Source organism: Actinosynnema sp. CA-299493 (assembly GCF_050946825.1).
GTDB lineage: Bacteria > Actinomycetota > Actinomycetes > Mycobacteriales > Pseudonocardiaceae > Actinosynnema.
Genome location: NZ_CP191993.1, coordinates 2856739 through 2874781, shown reverse-complemented (window position 1 = coordinate 2874781; position 18043 = coordinate 2856739). Strand labels below are relative to the sequence as shown.

The window sequence follows — 18043 nt, the reverse complement described above, 5'->3', positions numbered from 1 at the left end:
CCGCTAGCCCGGCTGCTGCCCGTCGATCATCCACTGCCCGTTGACCTTGACCAGCGTGTAGAGGTTCCGCTCGGTCTCGGCCCTGCCGTCCTTGAACGTGTACGACACGGTCGCCGACACCTGCTCCGGCCCGACCGCCTGCACGTTGCTCACGGTCACCGCGCTCATCTGGCCCCAGAAACCCTGGTAGGCGGCGAAGCTCGGCGACTTGACGGCCTTGAACCCGTCGGTGAGGCGGCCGTAGGCGGTCTCCAGGCTGTTCGGCAGCAGGCCGTAGTACTCGCTCAACGCCTGGTCCGGGGCGATGTCGGCGGGCGGCTGGGTCGGGTCGGCGGTCGTCGGTTCCGGCTTCGGCTCCGTGGTGGTGGTCGTGGTCGTCTGGTCGTCCTCGCTGGTCTGGCCCGGCTGGGTCTCGGCGGGCGCGTCGGAGGTCGGCTGGGCGGTGGTCTCGGTGGTGGTGCCCGAACCGGCCGACGGTGAGCCGTCCTCACCCCGGTTGACCAGGTACGTCACGACGACGATGGCGATCAGGGCCACGACGGCGAGAGCGATGAGCGCCTTGCGGTCGCCTCGCTTCTCCTCGTTCGGCGGCGTGGCGGCCGGAGCGGGTCGGGGTGGCGTGGGTTGGGGTTGGGGCTGAGCGGGTTGGGGCTGGGCGGGTTGGGGCTGGGCGGGCTGCTGGGGCTGGGCGGGCTTGACCGGAGCGGGCTTGACCGGCTCTGGGGTGGGCTCGACGGGCGTCGGTTCCGGCGTCGGCTCGGGCGTGGGCACCGGTTCTAGGGGCGAGGCCAGGATCGCGGTGGGCGTCGGGGACGGTGGCGGAGGTGGCGGTGCCGTGCCGTCGAACCGCACGTCGCGCAGCATGTCCGCCGCCTCGGCCATGCTCGGCCGGGTCTCCGGGTCGTTGTCGAGCAGGCGCATCAGCACCGGCGTCAGCGGACCGGCGTTGCGCGGCGGCGGGAACCGGCCGTCGGCGACCCGGTGCAGCAGGGCGATGGTGTTGCCGTCCACCCCGAACGGTGGCGTGCCCTCCAGCGCCGCGTAGAGCGTCGCGCCCAGCGCGAACACGTCGGCCGGGAGCTCGCCCTTCCCGCCGCGCGCCACCTCCGGCGCCAGGTAGGCGGGCGTGCCGACGAGCATCCCGGACGCGGTGACGGTCGCCTCGTCGGTCGCGCGCGAGGTGCCGAAGTCGGTGACCTTGACCGTGCCGAACTCGGTGACCAGCACGTTGCCCGGCTTCACGTCGCGGTGCGTGACGCCCGCCTTGTGGGCGGCGGCCAGCCCGTCGGCCAGCTGCACGCCGAGCCGGGCCACCTCCTCGGCCGGCAGGGTGCCGCGTTCGGTCATCACGGTGGCCAGGCTGCGCGACGGCAGGTACTCCATGATCAGCCACGGGTGGCCGTCGTACTCGACCACGTCGTACAGCGCGATCACGTTGGGGTGCGACAGGCGGGCCGCGATGCGCCCCTCCCGGATCGCGCGGTCGATCGACTCCTGGTCGAACCCGGTGCGGGACAGCAGTTCCTTGACCGCGACGATGCGGCGCAGCCGCTGGTCCTCGGCCCGCCACACCACCCCCATCCCGCCCGTGCCGATTCGCTCGGTCAGCCGATACCGGCCTGCGATAGTGCGGTCCACCACCCGTGCTCCCAACGTCGCGCGCACGTCCGGCGACCGGGTACCCGATCGGGCTACCACTCGAACGTGCGTTTCAGTCGTAACACTTCCAGTGGTCGTTTGTCCCTTCACCACGCGGGTCGGTCACGCAGGTGAGCGGCTCGCCACCGAACCGCCGGCGAGACGTGCTCCTGCGTGTTCGACGGTACGGTCCTTTGTGGACTCGCGCGGACGGCTCTCACCGCCAACGGGGTTCATCGGCGCCCCAGAGGGTCGGCGGGTGGTCCCACGTCCCGTGATCGGCGAGCGGCGGACGGGCGTGGCGGAGGGTGCCGTAGGGCGAGGGGGTCTCGACCAGCCAGGGGTCGGGGTCGTAGGCGCCGCCGTGGACGGGTGACGGCTCGATGTCGTGCAGGAGCCAGGACGCGGTGGCGGCGAGCGACAGGCTGACGTGCCGGCCCTGCGGTTCGGTGAGGGCGCGGAGGACGGCGGCGGCGAGCAGGTAGCCGGTGCCGTGGTCCAGGGCTTGGGCGGGCAGCACGCCGGGCGTGCCGTCGGTGCTCCCCAGGCCGTCGGTTCTCCCCAGGCCGTCGGTGCTCTCGGCGGCGGAGATGCCGGTGGCGGCCTGGACCAGGCTGTCGAACCCGCGTCGACCGGCCCAGCCGCCGGTGTCCCCCCAGGCCGTGAGCTGGGCGATCACCAGGTCGGGGCGTCTCGCGTGCAGTGCTCCCGGGCTCGCGCCGTGGCGGTCGAGCGCGCCCGGCCGGTAGCCGGTGACGACGACGTCGGCGTGGTCGAGGAGGTCGTCGAACGCGCGCCGGCCGTGCCGGGTGGCGAGGTCGAGCAGGGTGGAGCGCTTGCCCATGCCGGTGTCCGCGTGGGCGTCGGGCTCCTCGGGCAGGTGGGGAGGGTCGACGCGGAGGACGTCGGCGCCGAGGAACGCGAGGGTGCGGGTGGCGACCGGGCCGGCGATGACCCTGGTGAGGTCGAGGACGCGGACGCCTTCGGCGGGGCGCGGGGCCGGCGGGAGGACGCGTTTCGCGGCGTCGGTGGAGCGGGTCTCGACCAGGGGACGTCGGGTGGGGTCGGGTTCGGTGGCGACCGCGACGGCCAAGCCACCCGCGGCGTAGACGGTTTCCTGGACCTCGACGGCTCGGCGGGTGGCCAGCTCGTGGGCCAGGGCGGTGCGGTCGTCGGTGACGTCCAGGGCTTCGAGCAGGCGTTCCTTGTGGTGGCGGTAGTTGGCGTGGGTGCGGACCCAGCCGTCGGCGGTGCGCCAGAACCCGGACAGCGGCGCGAAGGCGGCGCCGGGGCGGCCGTCGACGAGGAGGTGGCGTTCGCTGGTGAACGCCGTGGCGACGGCGGCTTCGCGCACCGTCACCGGCGGGATCGGGGTGTGGTCGCGCGCGGCTTTCAGCTCGGCCGCGGCGAGGGCGCACACGGCGACGGTGGCGCGGGCCAGGTCCCGGACGGGCAGTCGGGCGCTGAGCACGTCGCCCGCCGGGACGTGGTCGACGGTCAGGTCGGGTCGGCCGCCGAGGGCGGCCCAGGCGTGCGCTGTCACCGGGTCCACGGGTGCAGTGTGCTTCTTCCGGGGCCTGTCAGTGGTGGGTGGCGGCTATAAGGTCGATCACCATGGACTACCCGATCGCGCGTCGTCCCGGGTTCGACCCGCCGGCGGAGTTCGCGTCGTTGCGGGCGGAGGCGCCGGTGTGCCCGGTGTCGTTGCGGCACGGGCAGCAGGCGCACCTGGTGACGCGGTACGACGACGTGCGGGCCGTGCTGCGGGATCACGGCCGGTTCTCGTCGGACCCGAGCACGCCCGGCTTCCCGCAGCTGCGGCCGGTGGTGGACCGCGAGGCGGCGCCGGGGAGCTTCCTCGTCACCGATCCGCCCGAGCACACCCGGTACCGCCGGATGGTGACCGGTGAGTTCACCGTGCGTCGGATGGAAGCGCTGCGTATCCACGTGCAGCGCATCACGCAGGAACGATTGACCGCATTGCTCACCGGGCCGCGGCCCACGGACCTGGTGACGGCGTTCGCGCTGCCCGTGCCGTCGGACGTGATCTGCCTGCTGCTGGGCGTCCCGGTGGCGGACCAGGAGTTCTTCTCGACCCGCAGCCGCGCCCACCTGGACCGGTCGTTGTCGGCGGAGCAGGTGCAGGCGGCGCTGGACGAGCTGCACGGGTACCTGGCCGACCTGATCCGCGCGCGCCGCCTCGCCCCGCGCGACGACCTGATCAGCCGTCTGGTGCGGGAGCCGGGGCTGACCGACGAGGAGGCCGTCGGGATGACCGTGCTGCTGCTCGTCGGCGGGCACGAGACGACCGCGAACTCGATCGCGCTGTCCGTGCTGGCGCTGCAACGGGAGCGGGCGTGGTGGGAGGCGCTGGTCGCGTCACCCGACCTGGTCGAGAACGCGGTGGAGGAGCTGCTGCGGTTCTTGAGCCCCGTGCACCACGGGGTGGTGCGGGCGGTGGCGGGTGAGGCGGCGGTCGGCGGGACGGTGCTCGCGGCGGGCGAGGGCGTGATCGCGTCCCTCTTCGCCGCGAACCGCGACCCCGCCACGTTCCCCGACCCGGACCGCCTCGACCTGTACCGGGACGCCCGGGCGCACCTCGCGTTCGGCAGCGGGGTGCACCAGTGCGTCGGGCAGCTGTTGGCGCGCTTGGAGATGCGGGTGGCGCTGCGGGCACTGGTGACCGAACTGCCGGACCTGCGCCTGGCCGTGCCGTTCGAGGAAGTCGAGTTCAAGTTCGACGCCCCGATCTACGGCCTCCGCTCCCTCCCGATCACCTGGTAACCACCACCCAACCCGCACCCGCTGGGCGCGATTGGGCGCGATTGGGCGCGATCGAATGCGGCAGGCGATCCACGGAGCCGGCCGGCCGGGTCATCTCCGCAGAACCGGGCGACCGAGGATCGCGTGGCGGCGGGCGCGGGGCTCACGGCGTCAATGCGGGCGCGGGCAGGGCAACGAGCGCGGCCGAAGCCGGGGGCCACTGGCAAGTGGGACCGGGCCGGCACGTCGACACGAGCGGGATGGCGGGTCCGCTGGGCTGGGGCGCGGGTCCGAGCGTTCGGGCGGATTCGGGGGCCGCTGGGCCGGGATAGCACGAGCAGCAGCCGGGGTGGCGGTGGTGGCGCGCGCAACGGTGGCCGGTGTGGCGGCGGGCACGCGTGCAGCGGTGGCTGGGGTGGCGGCGGGCGGCCTGGTTACCGGCGGCCTACTTATGGTCGGTATGGCGGCGACCGGGGTGGCGGCGGTGGTCGGCCGGCTTGCGGGCGATGCGGTGACGGGCGGTCTGGCGGTGGGCGGTGGAGTGGCGGGCGATGCGGTGACGGGCGGTGTGGTGGCGGGTGGGCTGTTGGTGGAGTGGTGGCGGTGGGGTGAGGGTGTGGGGTGGTCGCGGGTTCCTCATGTTCTAACCGAGGGGCGGTAACGGTGTTTCCGTACATTTTTGGGCGATGATCACCCGATCGTGTTCGGTTTGGCCGGTTCTGTCGGAGGCAGTGTGGGGCATTGGCGATCATGCGGCAACCGCACGGCGTAGGGAGTGGGAGTGGGCCGGCGCCCACCGGTGAGGTGGGCGCCGGTGTGGTCACTCGCCTGTGCTGAACGCGGCGTCGAAGGACGCGGCGGGTGGGTCGAACAGGTGCCGTCGGATGAAGCCGACCGCCTCCTCCGCCCCGCGCAACCGGTCCATGCCCGCGTCCTCCCACTCCACCGAGATCGGTCCCCGGTAGCCGATCGCGTTCAATGCCCGGAACGACTCCTCCCACGGCACGTCGCCATGCCCGGTCGACACGAAGTCCCAACCACGGCGCGGGTCGGCCCACGCCAGGTGCGAACCCAACCGACCGTTGCGGCCGTCGAAGCGCTTCTTCGTGTCCTTGCAGTCCACGTGGTAGATCCGATCCGCGAAGTCCAGGATGAACCCCACCGGGTCCAGGTCCTGCCACACGAAGTGCGACGGGTCCCAGTTCAGGCCGAACGCGGGCCGGTTGCCCACCGCGTCCAACGCCTTGCGCGTCGTCCAGTAGTCGTAGGCGATCTCCGACGGGTGCACCTCGTGCGCGAACCGCACCCCCACCTCGTCGAACACGTCCAGGATCGGGTTCCACCGCCGCGCGAAGTCCGCGTAACCCTCGTCGATCACCGCCTGCGACACCGGCGGGAACATCGCCACGTACTTCCAGATCGACGAACCGGTGAACCCGACCACCGTGCCCACGCCCAACCGGGCCGCCGCACGCGCGGTGTCCGCCATCTCCGCGGCGGCACGCTGCCGCACTCCCTCCGGCGAGCCGTCACCCCAGATCCGCGACGGCAGGATCGCCTGGTGCCGGAAGTCGATCGGGTCGTCGCACACCGCCTGCCCGACCAGGTGGTTGGAGATCGCGAACACCTCCAACCCGTACCGCGCCAGCACCGCGCGCTTGGCGGGCACGTAGTCGTCGTCCGCCAACGCCCGGTCCACCTCGAAGTGGTCACCGGAACAGGCGATCTCCAAGCCGTCGTAACCCCACCCGGACGCGAGCCGGCACACCTCCTCGAACGGCAGGTCGGCCCACTGGCCGGTGAACAACGTGACCGGTCGGCTCATCGGTGGTCTCCAATCGTGGTCCACGTCGACCGCTGCCCGGCGCTCTCCTCCACCGCCGCCAGCACCCGCTGCACCCGCAGGCCGTCGGTGAAGCTCGGTGCCGGGTCGACCCCGCCGCCGATGGCCGTCAGGAAGTCCGCCGCCTCGTGCGTGAACGTGTGCTCGTAGCCGAGCAGGTGACCCGGCGGCCACCACGCGCCCACGTAAGGGTGATCGGCCTCGGTCACCAGGATCCGCCGGAACCCGGCTGCCGAGCCGTCTTCGGCCGAGAACACCGACAGCTCGTTCATCGACTCGAAGTCGAACGCCAGGCTGCCGCGCGTGCCGTTGACCTCCAGCCGCATCGAGTTCTTGCGGCCCAACGCGTACCGGGTCGCCTCGAACGTGCCCAGCGCGCCGGACGAGAAGCGGGCCAGGAACACGGCCGCGTCGTCCACCGTCACGTCGGCGAACCCGTCCCCGTCGGGCCGCGAGCGGACGAACGTCTCCGTGGTGGCGCTGACGCCGGTGATCAGGTCGCCGGTGACGTACTGCGCGGCGTCCACGATGTGCGCGCCGAGGTCGCCCAGCGCTCCCGAACCGGCCTTCTCCTTGCGCATCCGCCACGTCATCGGCGACGAGGGGTCGGACAGCCAGTCCTGCAGGTACACCGCGCGCACGTGCCGGACGTCGCCGATGCGGCCTTCCTCCACCAGCCTGCGGGCCAGCGCGATGGCGGGCACGCGTCGGTAGTTGAACGCGACCATGGACCGGACGCCGCGCCGGGCCGCCTCTTCCGCGGCGGCGGCCATCGCCTCGGCTTCCGCCACCGTGTTGGCCAGCGGCTTCTCGCACAGCACGTGCTTGCCGGCGGCGAGCGCGGCGAGCGCGATCTCGGCGTGCGTGTCGCCGGGGGTGCAGATGTCGACGAGGCCGACGTCGTCCCGGGCGACGAGCGCGCGCCAGTCGGTCTCGACGGCGGCCCAGCCGTACTTGGTCGCCGCGTCCTTGGTGCGCACCGGGTCACGGCCGCCGAGGACGGCCAGGCGGGGCGTCAGGGGCACGTCGAAGAACCGGTGGACGCTGCGCCAGGCGTGCGAGTGCACCGCGCCCATGAACGCGTGGCCGACCATGCCCACGCCGATCTCTTCCGTCACATCAGCAACCTTTCGCAGCAGTGTCGATCCAGCGACAGCGTCGACCCTACGACCGGTCAGGAGTCGAAGCCGACGTCGAGGTACTGGTCGACGTTCTCCTTGGTCACCACGGCGGAGTAGGTGGTGATGGAGGCGGGGATGTCGTGCTCGGCCATGTCACCGATGCCCTTGGTCTGGCCGAGCAGCCTGGCCAGCGCGATCGCCGAGGACGCCATCGACGGGCTGTAGAGCACGGTCGCCTTGACCACGCCGCTGTCGGCCTTGATCAGGTCCATCATGTTGCGCGAGCCCGCGCCGCCGACCATGACGAACTCCTTGCGGCCGGCGCTGTCGATCGCCGCCATCACGCCGATGCCCTGGTCGTCGTCGTGGTTCCACAGCGCGTCCAGCTTGGGCGCCGACTGGAGCAGGTTGGCCGTCTGCTGCTCGCCGGACTCGGACGTGAACGCCGCCGAGACGCGCGGGCCGACGGAGAAGCCGGCCTTCGCCAACGCGTCGCTGAAGCCCTTGCTGCGCTCCTGGGTCAGCGGCAGCGAGTCGATGCCGGCGACCTCGCCGATGATCGGGTTCGCGACGTTCTTGGCCTTGAGCTGCGCGGCGATGTACTCCCCCGCGTTGACGCCCATGCGGTAGTTGTCGCCGCCGATCCACAGCCGGTAGGCGAGCGGGGTGTCGAAGACGCGGTCCAGGTTGATCACCGGGATGCCCGCGTCCATGGCCTGGCGGCCGACCTCGGTGAGCGCCTTGCCGTCGAACGGCAGCACCACCAGCACGTCGACCTTGTCGTTGATCAGCGTCTCGACCTGGCCGATCTGCTGGTTGACGTCGTTGGTGCCCTCGGTGGCCTTGAACGTGACGTCGGAGAACTCGTCGGCCTGCGCCTTGGCGTTCTTCGTCATCGCGGCCATCCAGCCGTGGTCGGCGGCGGGCGCGGAGAAGCCGATGGTGACCTGCTTGCCGGGCTGGCTGTTCTGGCCCGAGCCGCCCGCGACGGCGTTCGGCGCGGTGGTGGCGGCCTCGTTGGACGTGCACCCGGCCAGCAGGGCGGCGGTGCCGACGGCGGTGGTTCCCCAGAGGAAGCGGCGGCGGTCGAGTGAGGGCATGGCTGACTCCCGGGCGGTGTGTCGGGTTGGTGTGGGGGGGTGGTGGGTGTGCCGTGTGCGTCAAGTGGCGTGCGTGCCGTGTGGCGTGTGCGTCAGGTGGCGCGAGTGCTGTGCACGTCAGGTGGCGCGTGCGCCGCGGCGGCGGGCGGTGGTGCGCTGGAGGAGCACCGCGGCGATGATGATCACGCCCTTGGCGATGTTCTGGATGTCGGTGTCGAGGTTGTTCTGGGTGAAGATGTTGCCCACCACGGTGAAGATGAGGACGCCGATCAGCGTGCCGATGAGCGAGCCCCGGCCGCCGCTGAGCAGGGTGCCGCCGATGACGACCGCGGCGATCGCGTCCAACTCGTAGAACATGCCGTTGGTGGACGCGCCGGACGTGGTGCGGGCGACGACCATGAGCGCGGCGATGCCGCAGCACAGGCCGGCGAGGCCGTAGACGAGCGCGGTGTGCCTGCGGACGTCGATGCCGGCCAGGCGGGCGGCTTCGGCGTTGCCGCCCACGGCGAACGTGCGGCGGCCGAACGTGGTGCGGTTGAGCAGCACCCAGCCGACCGCGAACACCGCGGCCAGCATCCAGATCAGCACCGGGACGCCGAGGATGTCGCCCCGGAAGAAGGTGGAGAACCCGGTCTCGGTGACGACCTGCGTGCGGCGGCCGGAGAGCCGTTCGGCCAGACCCTTCGCCGACGCGTACATGGCGAGGGTGGCGATGAACGGCACGATCTTGCCGTAGGAGATCAGCACCCCGTTGACCAGGCCGCAGCCGAGGCCGACCAGCAGGGCGCACAGCACCATCACCACCGGCCCGTAGGACTGGGTGGCGACGGTGGTCATCCACACACCCGACAACGCCACGATCGAGCCGACGGACAGGTCGATGCCGCCGCTGATGATCACGAACGTCATGCCGACGCTGACCACGCCGATCGCCGCCGCCAGCCGCAGCATGGTGGAGATGTTGGCCTCGGTGAGGAAGCTGTCGGGGCGGGTGGCGTAGCCGACGGCGCACAGCACCACCAGCACGCCGAGCAGCCCGGTGAGCCTCAGGTCGAGGTTGCGCCGCTGCTTGGGCGGTTCCTGGGGTGCGGCGGATCTCGGGTCGAGGACCCTTGCCTCGGTCACGGGGCCTCCTCAAGCGCGTCGACTGGGGCGACGGCGGCTTCGGTGACGGCGCTGCCCGCCATCACCATGTCCAACACGGCGGATTCGGTGAGCTCGTCGGCACGCCGGTCCGCGATCACCTCGCCGTCACGCAGCACCAGCACCCGGTCGGCGAGGCCCAGCACCTCGGCGACCTCGCTGGACACCAGCACGACGGCCACGCCGGCCGCGGCCAGCTCGTGGATCACGCGGTAGAGCTCGGCGCGCGCGCCGACGTCCACGCCGCGCGTCGGCTCGTCCAGGAGCAGCACCTTGCAGCCCCGGACCAACCACCGCGCCACCACGGCCTTCTGCTGGTTGCCGCCGGAGAACTCGCCGACCAGCCGGCGCGGGTCGGCGGGACGCAGGTCGAGCCGTTCGAGGGTGGTCCTGGAGTCCTCCAGCTCGCGGGCGCGGTCCAGGAAGCCGGCGCGGCTGTAGGCGGGGAGGCTGGACAGCGTCACGTTGTGCGCGACCGGCAGGTCCAGCAGCAGGGCCTGCGCCTTGCGCTCCTCCGGCGCCAGGCCGATGCCCGCCTTCACGGCGGCGACCACGCTGCCCGGCCGCACCGGTTTCCCGTCGACCGCGACGTGCCCGGCGTCGGGTTTCCGCGCGCCGAACACGGTTTCCAGGATTTCGCTGCGGCCCGCGCCGACCAGGCCGGCGATGCCCAGGATCTCGCCCGCGTGCACGTGGAAGCCGACGTCGCCGAACTCGCCCTTGCGGCTGAGACCGGTGACCGTGAGCACTTCGCGCGTCGTGTCCACGGTGGACGCCTCGCGGTGCGGGAAGACCGTCTCGACCTTGCGGCCGGACATCAGGTCGACCAGGTCGGCGGTCGGGGTGTCGGCGGGGAGGTTCGCGGCGACCGTGCGGCCGTCCTTGAGCACGGTGACGCGGCTGCCGATGCGGCGGATCTCTTCGAGGCGGTGGGAGATGTAGAGGACCGCGACGCCGTCCTCGGTGAGCTCGCCGACGATGCGGAACAGGTTGTCCACCTCGTCGGCGGCCAGGGCGGCGGTCGGCTCGTCCATCACGATGAGCCGGGCGTCGTGCGCCAGGGCGCGCGCCATCGACACCAGCTGCTGACCGGCCGCGGACAACCGGCCGACCTCGTGGTCGGGACCGATCTCGGGGTGGCCGAGGCGCGCCATCAACGTCCTGGTGAGGTCGCGGGCGGCGCGGCGGCGGGTGAAGCCGAACCTGGTCGGCTCGTGGCCGAGGAAGACGTTCTCCGCCACCGAGATGTCCGGCACCAGGTCCAGTTCCTGGTACATGGTGGCGATGCCCAGCCGCAACGCGGCCACCGGCGACGGGAGGGTGGTCTTCGCGCCGCGCCAGGAGATCTCGCCGTCGTCGGGCTGGTGCGCGCCGGCCAGCACCTTGATCAGGGTGGACTTGCCCGCGCCGTTCTGGCCGAGCAGGCAGTGCACCTCGCCCTCGGCGACTTCCAGGTCCACCTGGTCCAGGGCGCGCACGCCGGGGAACGTCTTGCCGATGCCGGCCATCCGGAGCAGGGTCATGCCGGCGCCCCTTCGTGCGCGCCGTCCGTCTTCAGGCCGCTTTCGTCTTCCTGCGGCGCGGCCGGCCGACCTTCCAGGGCGACGGAGTCGACCTCGCACCTGCCTTCGGTCTGCGCCTGCATCGTGGCTCCGACTTCGTTGAGGGAGTCGATCGAACGGGGTGGCCCAGCTCACGTTCGGGGTGGGTTGCGGCAGATCCTGACATTTGGTTGCGCGGTCTGACAAGAACTTGGGCTCACTTTTGTCGATTCGTTGCAAAAGTGCGGTCGGTTTTGACGGAACCTCGCGATCACCGGCCTCGAACGGTGAACGGATAGGCACGCTCAGGCAGGCAGGAGCGCACGGCAGGCAGGGAGGCGCGGCAGGCAGGGCGCGCTCGGCGCAGGGTGCGCTCGGTGCAGGGTGCGATCGGTGCAGGGCGCGATCGGAGCACGGCACGGTGCCCGCAGCAGGCGTGGTTGCCCGCGCAGCCGACGCGGTTCCTGCGGTTGCCTGGCGGTGGCGCGGTGTTCGGGGGTGGAGGTGTCGGAGGGGCTTGGGTCAGCCGGCCGGGGAGAACGCGCGGTCGGTGGCGGACCAGGCCGCGCCCGTCACGCCGGCCAGGTCGCCCAGCTCGGAGAGCACGATGGGCAGGTTGCCCGTGGCCAGTGGCAGGGAGCGGCGGTAGACGGCGCTGCGCACCTCGGCCAGCAGGGAGTGCCCCAGGCGCGAGACGCCACCGCCGATGACGACCATGCCCGGGTTCAGGAAGCTGACCAGGGAGGCGACCACGTGCCCAAGCCGCCTGCCGCCCTCGCGCACCAGGTTGGCCGCGGCGAAGTCACCGGCCGCGGCGGCGGTGCCGACGTCCTCGGCGGTGAGCAGGCCCTTGTCGTGCAGGGCGGTGGACAGGGCGACGGAACGACCGCTGCGGGCCAGGGTGGTGGCGTCGCGGGCCAGCGCCGAACCGCCGAAGTACGCCTCCAGGCAGCCGACCTCGCCGCACGCGCAGGCCGGGCCGAAGTCGTCCAGCCTGATGTGCCCGATGTCGCCCGCGGTCCCGGCCACGCCCCGGTAGACCTTCCCGCCCAGGACGATCCCGCAGCCGATGCCGGTGCCGACCTTGACGAAGATCAGGTCTTCCAGCGACCTCGCCACGCCCGCGTGGCGCTCGCCCAGCGCCATCGCGTTCACGTCGTTGTCGACCGTGACCGGGCAGCCCCACCGGCCCGCCAACTCGTCGCGCACGGGATAGCGGTCCCAGCCGGGCATGATCGGCGGCGCGACCGGCATGCCGTCGCGGAAGCTCACCGGACCGGGCAGACCGATGCCCGCGCCGATGAGCCGGCCGGACGCCTTGGCGTAGACGACGTCGGCCAGCTCGGCGACCCGGCTCAGCACCGGCGCCGGTCCGCCGCGGACGTCGCACTCCTCGCTGAGGCTCTCCAGCACCTCGCACCGGCCATCCGTGACCGCGACCCTCACCGAGGTCGCGCCCACGTCCACGCCGAGCACGCGCAGGTCGTCGGCCAGGTGGACGAGCGTCGACCGCCGCCCGCCCCGGCTCGCCGCCGGTCCACCGACCTGGACCAGGCCGACGTCCACCAGCCTGGCCAACTCGGCGGTCAACTTGGCCCGCGGCAGCTCCAGCCGCTCGCCCAGCGCGACCCGGGACATCGCGCCCTCGTCGCGGAGCAGGCCCAGCAGCTCGGACTGCCTGCCGGAAACCACCCGCGGCTGCTGGCCGCTGCCCGTCGCGCTGCTCATGGCGTCAACTTACGGCCAGCGGTCCGCCACGTGCGCGACCACCAGCACGAACAACGGCCGACTGTCCCCGCCGGGTGCACGGTGATCAGCACGACCGGTAGCCGACGAACAGCGCGGCAGGCGTCGCGTCGACGTCCGCGCCCTCGAAACCTTCAACGCCTGCCAGACGCACTCCACCGACTGCGCCGTCACGCCCGGCGTGAACGAAACCGGTATGCCGCCGGTCCCGCTGCCCCGGGAATTCGGGGGCGCGGCGCGCTCGGCGGGTGGTTGCATGCCGGTATGCCGATCGACCGGCACCTGCTCGTCCTGTTCACGCCGACCACCGTCGTCGCGGTGGTCGGGCTGGGCGTCCGGCCGGCCGTGGAGCGCTGACCCCCGGCAGCGGTTGCGGGCCGGGTCCCGGCTTGCGAGGGTGGCACGACGACGAGAAAGGTCATCAGTGACTCAGACGGTTCGTGGTGTGGTGGCCCGGGGCAAAGGCGCCCCGGTCGAGGTGACCGAGATCGTGGTGCCCGACCCGGGACCGGGCGAGGCGGTGGTGCGGGTGCAGGCGTGCGGCGTGTGCCACACCGACCTGCACTACCGGGAAGGCGGCATCAACGACGAGTTCCCGTTCCTGCTCGGCCACGAGGCCGCCGGGGTCGTGGAGCAGGTCGGCGACGGTGTCACCGGTGTCGCGCCCGGCGACTTCGTGGTGCTGAACTGGCGCGCGGTGTGCGGGGCGTGCCGCGCGTGCTTGAAGGGCAAGCCCTGGTACTGCTTCGACACCCACAACGCGGCGCAGCCGATGACGTTGGCCGACGGCACGCCGCTGTCGCCCGCGCTCGGCATCGGCGCGTTCGCCGAGAAGACCCTCGTGCACGCCGGGCAGTGCACCAAGGTCGACCCGCAGGAGTCGCCCGCCGTGGCCGGGCTGCTCGGCTGCGGCGTGATGGCCGGGTTCGGCGCGGCGGTCAACACCGGTGGCGTCGGCCGGGGTGACAGCGTCGCGGTCATCGGCTGCGGCGGTGTCGGCGCGGCGGCGGTGGCGGGGGCGCGGCTCGCCGGGGCGACCACGATCATCGCGGTCGACCTCGACCCCCGGAAGCTGACGTGGGCCCGCGGCCTGGGCGCCACCCACACCGTGGACGCCAGGTCGGAGGACGTGGTGGCCCGCGTCAAGGAGCTGACCGGCGGTTTCGGTGCGGACGTGGTGATCGACGCGGTCGGCCGGCCCGAGACGTGGCAGCAGGCGTTCTACGCCCGCGACCTCGCCGGCACCGTCGTGCTGGTCGGCGTGCCGACCCCGGAGATGCGGCTGGAGATGCCGCTGATCGACCTCTTCTCCCGGGGTGGCGCGCTGAAGTCGTCCTGGTACGGCGACTGCCTGCCCTCCCGCGACTTCCCGTACCTGGTCGACCTGCACCGGCAGGGCCGGCTCGACCTCGACGCGTTCGTCAGCGAGACCATCGCGCTCGACCAGGTCGAGGAGGCGTTCGCCAAGATGCACCACGGCGACGTGCTGCGCTCGGTGGTGGTCTTCTGATGGCCCGCGTCGACCACGCCGTCACGCGCGGCACGTTCAGCCTGGACGACCAGACGTTCACCGTGGACAACAACGTCTGGGTCGTCGGCGACGACACCGAGTGCGTGGTGATCGACGCGCCGCACGACGTGGACGCGATCCTCCGGGTCGTCGGTGGCCGTGAGGTGAAGGCGATCCTCGCCACGCACGCCCACGACGACCACGTCCGCGTCGCGCCGGACCTCGCCCGCGCGACCGGCGCGCCCGTGCTGCTGCACCCCGCCGACCGCGTGCTGTGGGACCTGACCCACCCGGACGCGAAACCGGACGGCGACCTCGCCGACGGCCAGGTGGTGGAGGTGGCGGACATCGCGCTGCACGTGCTGCACACGCCCGGCCACGCGCCGGGCGCGTGCTGCTTCCACGTGCCCGCCCTGGGTGCGGTCTTCACCGGCGACACGCTGTTCCACGGCGGTCCGGGCGCGACCGGGCGGTCGTACTCCGACTTCGACCTCATCGTCGACTCGATCACGCGGCGGCTGCTGACCCTGCCGGCGCGGACGGTCGTGCACACCGGCCACGGCGAGGACACCACCATCGGCGCGGAGGCGCCGCACCGGGGCGACTGGCTCACCCGGGGCCGCTGACCGGGCGGGGCATCGGTAGATCCTCGTCAACGTACAGACCAGGGTGAAGCCGGTGTCGGCCACCACGCCGGCGGGGGCGAAGCAGTCGATGCGGACGTGACGCCTCAGCGCGGCGTGGTGGGGCACCACGGGGCGCGGCGGACGTCCAGGTCGTTGCGGTTCGGGTAGTCGCCGCACGACGCCAGCACGGTGGGCGACTCGCCGTCGGCCACCCGCAGCACGGCCAGGAACTTGTCGATCGGCACCTGGCCGCCACCGAAGTCGATCACGCCGCTCTCGCCGGACAACGACAGCGCGCCGCCGACGTCGCCCATCTCCTTCCAGACGTGGCCCGGCGAGACCGGGATGTCCCCGAGCTGGATCATGGCGTGCACGAACAGGTACAGGGCGTCGTAGGTCAGCGCGGCGTGCCCGTCCAGCGACGGGTTCGCGCCGCCCTCGCACTCCTCCGGCACGAGCACCCGCAACGTCTGGTTCATCTCCGTCGCCGCCGCGCAGTCCTTGGCCCCGATCGCGAACGACAGGTACTCGAACGGGATCTCCGGGTGCCGGCCGCGCAGCGTGTCGTCGGCGGCGTAGCGGGCGATGTCGTCACCCGCGAGCAGCGCGGGCGGGTCGCTCTTGCACCCGGCGCTCACGCCGTCCACCAGCTTGCCGAAGTCCGCGGGCCGCCCGGCGAAGAACACCACCTCGTCGTCGCCGACGTCGCACAGCGACTGGCCCAGCCGCCTGGCGTCGGAGCCCTGCTCCGCCGACAACGGCTGGTACGGCTCCTCGCGCACCCGCAGGCCCTGCTCGGCGAACCGCGCCGCCACGTCGAGGCGCAGGTTGGCCGCGTAGGAGTCCGCCTCGTCGCTGGAGTGCACGATGACCACGCCCCGCTTGCCGGGGTGAGCCGCGCGCACGTGCCGGGCCGCGACCTGCGCCTGGCGGTCGTTGGTGGGCGAGATCTGGAAGTACATCCGGGACGCGGTGGGCATCGCGTCGTCCGACAGGGTCGCGGCGACCACCGGCAGGCCGACCTCGCCGAGCGCGGTGATCGTGTTCCTGGTCGGCGTGCTGCTCAACGCCATGCCGAGCACGCCGATGATGCTCTTGTCCCGCTCCAGCATCGACCGCAGCGTCCCGGCGACCGCGTCGCCGTGCTGCATGGCCGCCCCGGCGTTGCCGAGCAGGACCCGGACCAGCGGCTCGTCGGAGTCGGTCCGGTCGAGCTGCCGCGCCTGCCTGGCCGCGACGCCGACCAGCCGGGCGGTGTTGCTGGCCAGCGCGTCACGGGCCGCGCCCATCGCCGACACGTACACGACGGTCGCGTAGGGGCGGCCGGGATCACGTGCGTGCGCCTCCAGCACCAGCCGGTTCTGGCGGACGATCAGGTCCTGGACGCGGTTGAAGCGCGTGAGGTCCTCGCTGTCGGCCTGGCCGAACAGCGGCACCTGCCCCGTGGTGACGCCGACGCAGTCGTCGCCGATCCGCTTGAGGGTGTGCGCGTCGGGGTTGTCGCGCGCCAGCCCGCAGTGCTCGTACCGCCACGACTCGTCCGCGGCGACGACGTCGCGCACGTGCCGGTAGCCGACCGTGGCCACCGACGCGACCAGCAGCAGCACCACGATCGCGAGCACCGACGTGCGCGACCAGATCGGGGCCTGCCGCACGGACAGCGTGGCCGTGGGCGGCACCTCGCCGCGCACGACGCTCACGTCGGGCACCCGCAGCGGCAGGAACCACGCGGTGGGGCGGCGGGCCCGGCTGTCGGTGGCCAGCTTGCGCGCCCACGTCTCGTAGGCGTGGCTCGCCTGGCTCACCGAGTCCGGTTCGCGCTCGGCGGTGGTCTCCGCGTCCGGCGGCACCTTGGCGCTGCCGCTGATGATCACCAGCGGGTCGAACGCGCCGGTGTCGTTGCGCACGTCGTTGATGATCTTCAGCACGGCGTAGCCGCCGTTGTCGCGGCGGATGCCGTCCAGCAGCACGACCGGGTACACCGTGCGGCGGGCCGACCTGATCCGCCACCAGGACCTGCGGTACGCGCGGCGCACGTCCTCCAGGAACGCGTTGACCAGCAACTTGGCCAGCTGGCCCGTGTCCTCGCGCGGCTCGGCGCTCTGGCCGGGCACCAGGCCGGAGGTCAGCCGCTCGGCGAAGCCGATGAACGTGCCCGGGTCGTGCGGCGCGAGGTAGGGCTGGCGCAGCAGCCACCGGTACTCGCTGCCCGGCACGAGCCCGCGCAGCTTCGCCCGGAACAGGAAGGACGGCGCGAGCCGCACCACCAGCCGCACCCACCACGGCGCGGACCCGGCGGCGTCGTCCAGCACGTCCTTCAGGTCGTCGCCGCTGCGGCGGCCCAGGTCCCGCTCCCGCAGCCGGGTCAGCAGGGTCGCGGCCGACTCGGGGTCGGCGCCGTCCAGGCGCTGGTTCATCAGCCAGTAGACGAGCTCGAAGCGGCGGAACCCGTGCCGCCCGTAGCGGTCGTTGGCGCCGTGCGCCAGGCCGCGGGCGACGTGCACCAGCACCGAGCCCACGGCTTCGAGCGTGCTGGTCCCGGGCGCGTCGGCGTCGGGGATCGCGTCCGGGAAGCGGTGGTAGGCGTGCGGCACCCGGCCGGGGTGCGCGCCGCGCAGGTGGGCCTGCAACGCCGACAGCAGGCCGTCGGCGGGCTTGCCGCGCACCAGGCAGACCAGCGGGATGCCCCGGTCGCCGCCGGCCCGCGCGCCCGCCCGGCGGCCGGGCAGCTCGCCGAACCGCGGTCGTTCGGTGAGCTCCTGCAAGAGCTTCACCAGCTCGTCCACGACGTCGACCGACGATAATCGATCCCCCGCACCGTGTTCGGCCACCGGACTCCTCGCGGACCAGCCTCGTCCCACCCCCGCCGGCGTGACGCAGGACTTCCGACCTTAGCCGTCCGGACGGTCCGGTTCGGGCGGTTCCGGCACGATCGCCGCACTTCACCGCACTCCTGCGGCGGCCCGCGAACCCGAGCGGACGCGATCGGGCCCGAGCAGGCCCCGAGTGGGC

Annotated in this window: 15 protein-coding genes; 4 read left to right on the top strand and 11 right to left on the bottom strand. The window is 72.6% G+C overall.

Annotation, left to right across the window (positions count from 1 at the left end; all coding sequences use genetic code 11):
* Positions 1 to 3: 3 nt before the first annotated feature.
* Together ACQPYE_RS13570 and ACQPYE_RS13565 are read right to left on the bottom strand one after the other, a co-directional pair.
* A complete protein-coding gene (locus ACQPYE_RS13570; RefSeq protein ID WP_498721475.1) occupies positions 4 to 1641 on the bottom strand; it encodes a serine/threonine-protein kinase in 1638 nt (545 codons plus the stop codon).
* 214 nt (positions 1642 to 1855) lie between these two features.
* A complete protein-coding gene (locus tag ACQPYE_RS13565) occupies positions 1856 to 3190 on the bottom strand; it encodes a CoA transferase (RefSeq protein WP_498721474.1) in 1335 nt (444 codons plus the stop codon).
* A 62-nt stretch (positions 3191 to 3252) separates the two neighbouring features.
* On the opposite strand from ACQPYE_RS13565, the gene ACQPYE_RS13560 reads away from it, so the two are divergent.
* Positions 3253 to 4422 (top strand): cytochrome P450, encoded by a 1170-nt coding sequence (locus ACQPYE_RS13560; RefSeq protein WP_498721473.1) that lies wholly within the window; start codon positions 3253 to 3255, stop codon positions 4420 to 4422.
* A 328-nt stretch (positions 4423 to 4750) separates the two neighbouring features.
* Complete coding sequence (locus ACQPYE_RS13555; RefSeq protein WP_498721472.1) at positions 4751 to 5062, top strand: hypothetical protein; 312 nt, start codon at positions 4751 to 4753, stop codon at positions 5060 to 5062.
* A 159-nt stretch (positions 5063 to 5221) separates the two neighbouring features.
* On the opposite strand, the gene ACQPYE_RS13550 is transcribed toward ACQPYE_RS13555, so the two are convergent.
* From ACQPYE_RS13550 to ACQPYE_RS13515, 8 genes are all read right to left on the bottom strand, one after another.
* Entirely contained in the window at positions 5222 to 6226 is a 1005-nt protein-coding gene (locus ACQPYE_RS13550) for a sugar phosphate isomerase/epimerase family protein (RefSeq protein ID WP_498721471.1), read from the bottom strand.
* Positions 6223 to 7338 (bottom strand): Gfo/Idh/MocA family protein, encoded by a 1116-nt coding sequence (locus ACQPYE_RS13545; protein ID WP_498722904.1) that lies wholly within the window; start codon positions 7336 to 7338, stop codon positions 6223 to 6225. The genes ACQPYE_RS13550 and ACQPYE_RS13545 overlap by 4 nt, the downstream gene beginning before the upstream one ends.
* A gap of 80 nt (positions 7339 to 7418) precedes the next feature.
* Positions 7419 to 8465 carry a substrate-binding domain-containing protein gene (locus ACQPYE_RS13540; protein ID WP_498721470.1) on the bottom strand — a complete coding sequence of 349 codons (1047 nt, stop codon included), beginning with the start codon at positions 8463 to 8465 and terminating at the stop codon, positions 7419 to 7421.
* Positions 8466 to 8582: 117 nt separating this feature from the next.
* Entirely contained in the window at positions 8583 to 9515 is a 933-nt protein-coding gene (locus tag ACQPYE_RS13535; protein WP_498722903.1) for an ABC transporter permease, read from the bottom strand.
* A 71-nt stretch (positions 9516 to 9586) separates the two neighbouring features.
* On the bottom strand, positions 9587 to 11131 hold the full coding sequence (locus ACQPYE_RS13530; RefSeq protein ID WP_498721469.1) for a sugar ABC transporter ATP-binding protein: 1545 nt from the start codon (positions 11129 to 11131) through the stop codon (positions 9587 to 9589).
* Positions 11128 to 11253: a hypothetical protein gene (locus ACQPYE_RS13525; protein ID WP_498721468.1), complete on the bottom strand. Its 126-nt coding sequence runs from the start codon at positions 11251 to 11253 to the stop codon at positions 11128 to 11130. Before ACQPYE_RS13525 ends, ACQPYE_RS13530 begins: the two co-directional genes overlap by 4 nt.
* Before the next feature lie 418 nt (positions 11254 to 11671).
* On the bottom strand, positions 11672 to 12877 hold the full coding sequence (locus tag ACQPYE_RS13520) for an ROK family transcriptional regulator (protein ID WP_498721467.1): 1206 nt from the start codon (positions 12875 to 12877) through the stop codon (positions 11672 to 11674).
* A gap of 9 nt (positions 12878 to 12886) precedes the next feature.
* Positions 12887 to 13153 carry a DUF6939 family protein gene (locus ACQPYE_RS13515; RefSeq protein ID WP_498722902.1) on the bottom strand — a complete coding sequence of 89 codons (267 nt, stop codon included), beginning with the start codon at positions 13151 to 13153 and terminating at the stop codon, positions 12887 to 12889.
* Positions 13154 to 13319: 166 nt separating this feature from the next.
* Here ACQPYE_RS13515 and ACQPYE_RS13510 point away from each other — a divergent pair, with 166 nt between their 5' ends.
* Both ACQPYE_RS13510 and ACQPYE_RS13505 read left to right on the top strand, forming a co-directional pair.
* A complete protein-coding gene (locus tag ACQPYE_RS13510) occupies positions 13320 to 14405 on the top strand; it encodes an S-(hydroxymethyl)mycothiol dehydrogenase (protein WP_498721466.1) in 1086 nt (361 codons plus the stop codon).
* On the top strand, positions 14402 to 15031 hold the full coding sequence (locus ACQPYE_RS13505; RefSeq protein ID WP_498722901.1) for an MBL fold metallo-hydrolase: 630 nt from the start codon (positions 14402 to 14404) through the stop codon (positions 15029 to 15031). Before ACQPYE_RS13510 ends, ACQPYE_RS13505 begins: the two co-directional genes overlap by 4 nt.
* 104 nt (positions 15032 to 15135) lie before the next feature.
* Here the strand turns inward: ACQPYE_RS13505 and ACQPYE_RS13500 are convergent, their stop codons facing one another.
* A complete protein-coding gene (locus ACQPYE_RS13500; protein ID WP_498721465.1) occupies positions 15136 to 17862 on the bottom strand; it encodes a type 1 periplasmic-binding domain-containing protein in 2727 nt (908 codons plus the stop codon).
* Between the last annotated feature and the right edge of the window lie 181 nt (positions 17863 to 18043).

What these genes read in the sequence shown, in the direction of transcription:
- ACQPYE_RS13560 (WP_498721473.1), top strand. Translation starts at nt 3,253, where the DNA reads ATGGACTACCCGATCGCGCGTCGTCCCGGGTTCGACCCGCCGGCGGAG.
- ACQPYE_RS13550 (WP_498721471.1), bottom strand. Translation starts at nt 6,226, where the DNA reads ATGAGCCGACCGGTCACGTTGTTCACCGGCCAGTGGGCCGACCTGCCG.
- ACQPYE_RS13545 (WP_498722904.1), bottom strand. Translation starts at nt 7,338, where the DNA reads ATGGTCGGCCACGCGTTCATGGGCGCGGTGCACTCGCACGCCTGGCGC.
- ACQPYE_RS13540 (WP_498721470.1), bottom strand. Translation starts at nt 8,465, where the DNA reads ATGCCCTCACTCGACCGCCGCCGCTTCCTCTGGGGAACCACCGCCGTC.
- ACQPYE_RS13530 (WP_498721469.1), bottom strand. Translation starts at nt 11,131, where the DNA reads ATGACCCTGCTCCGGATGGCCGGCATCGGCAAGACGTTCCCCGGCGTG.
- ACQPYE_RS13525 (WP_498721468.1), bottom strand. Translation starts at nt 11,253, where the DNA reads ATGCAGGCGCAGACCGAAGGCAGGTGCGAGGTCGACTCCGTCGCCCTG.
- ACQPYE_RS13520 (WP_498721467.1), bottom strand. Translation starts at nt 12,877, where the DNA reads ATGAGCAGCGCGACGGGCAGCGGCCAGCAGCCGCGGGTGGTTTCCGGC.
- ACQPYE_RS13515 (WP_498722902.1), bottom strand. Translation starts at nt 13,153, where the DNA reads ATGCAACCACCCGCCGAGCGCGCCGCGCCCCCGAATTCCCGGGGCAGC.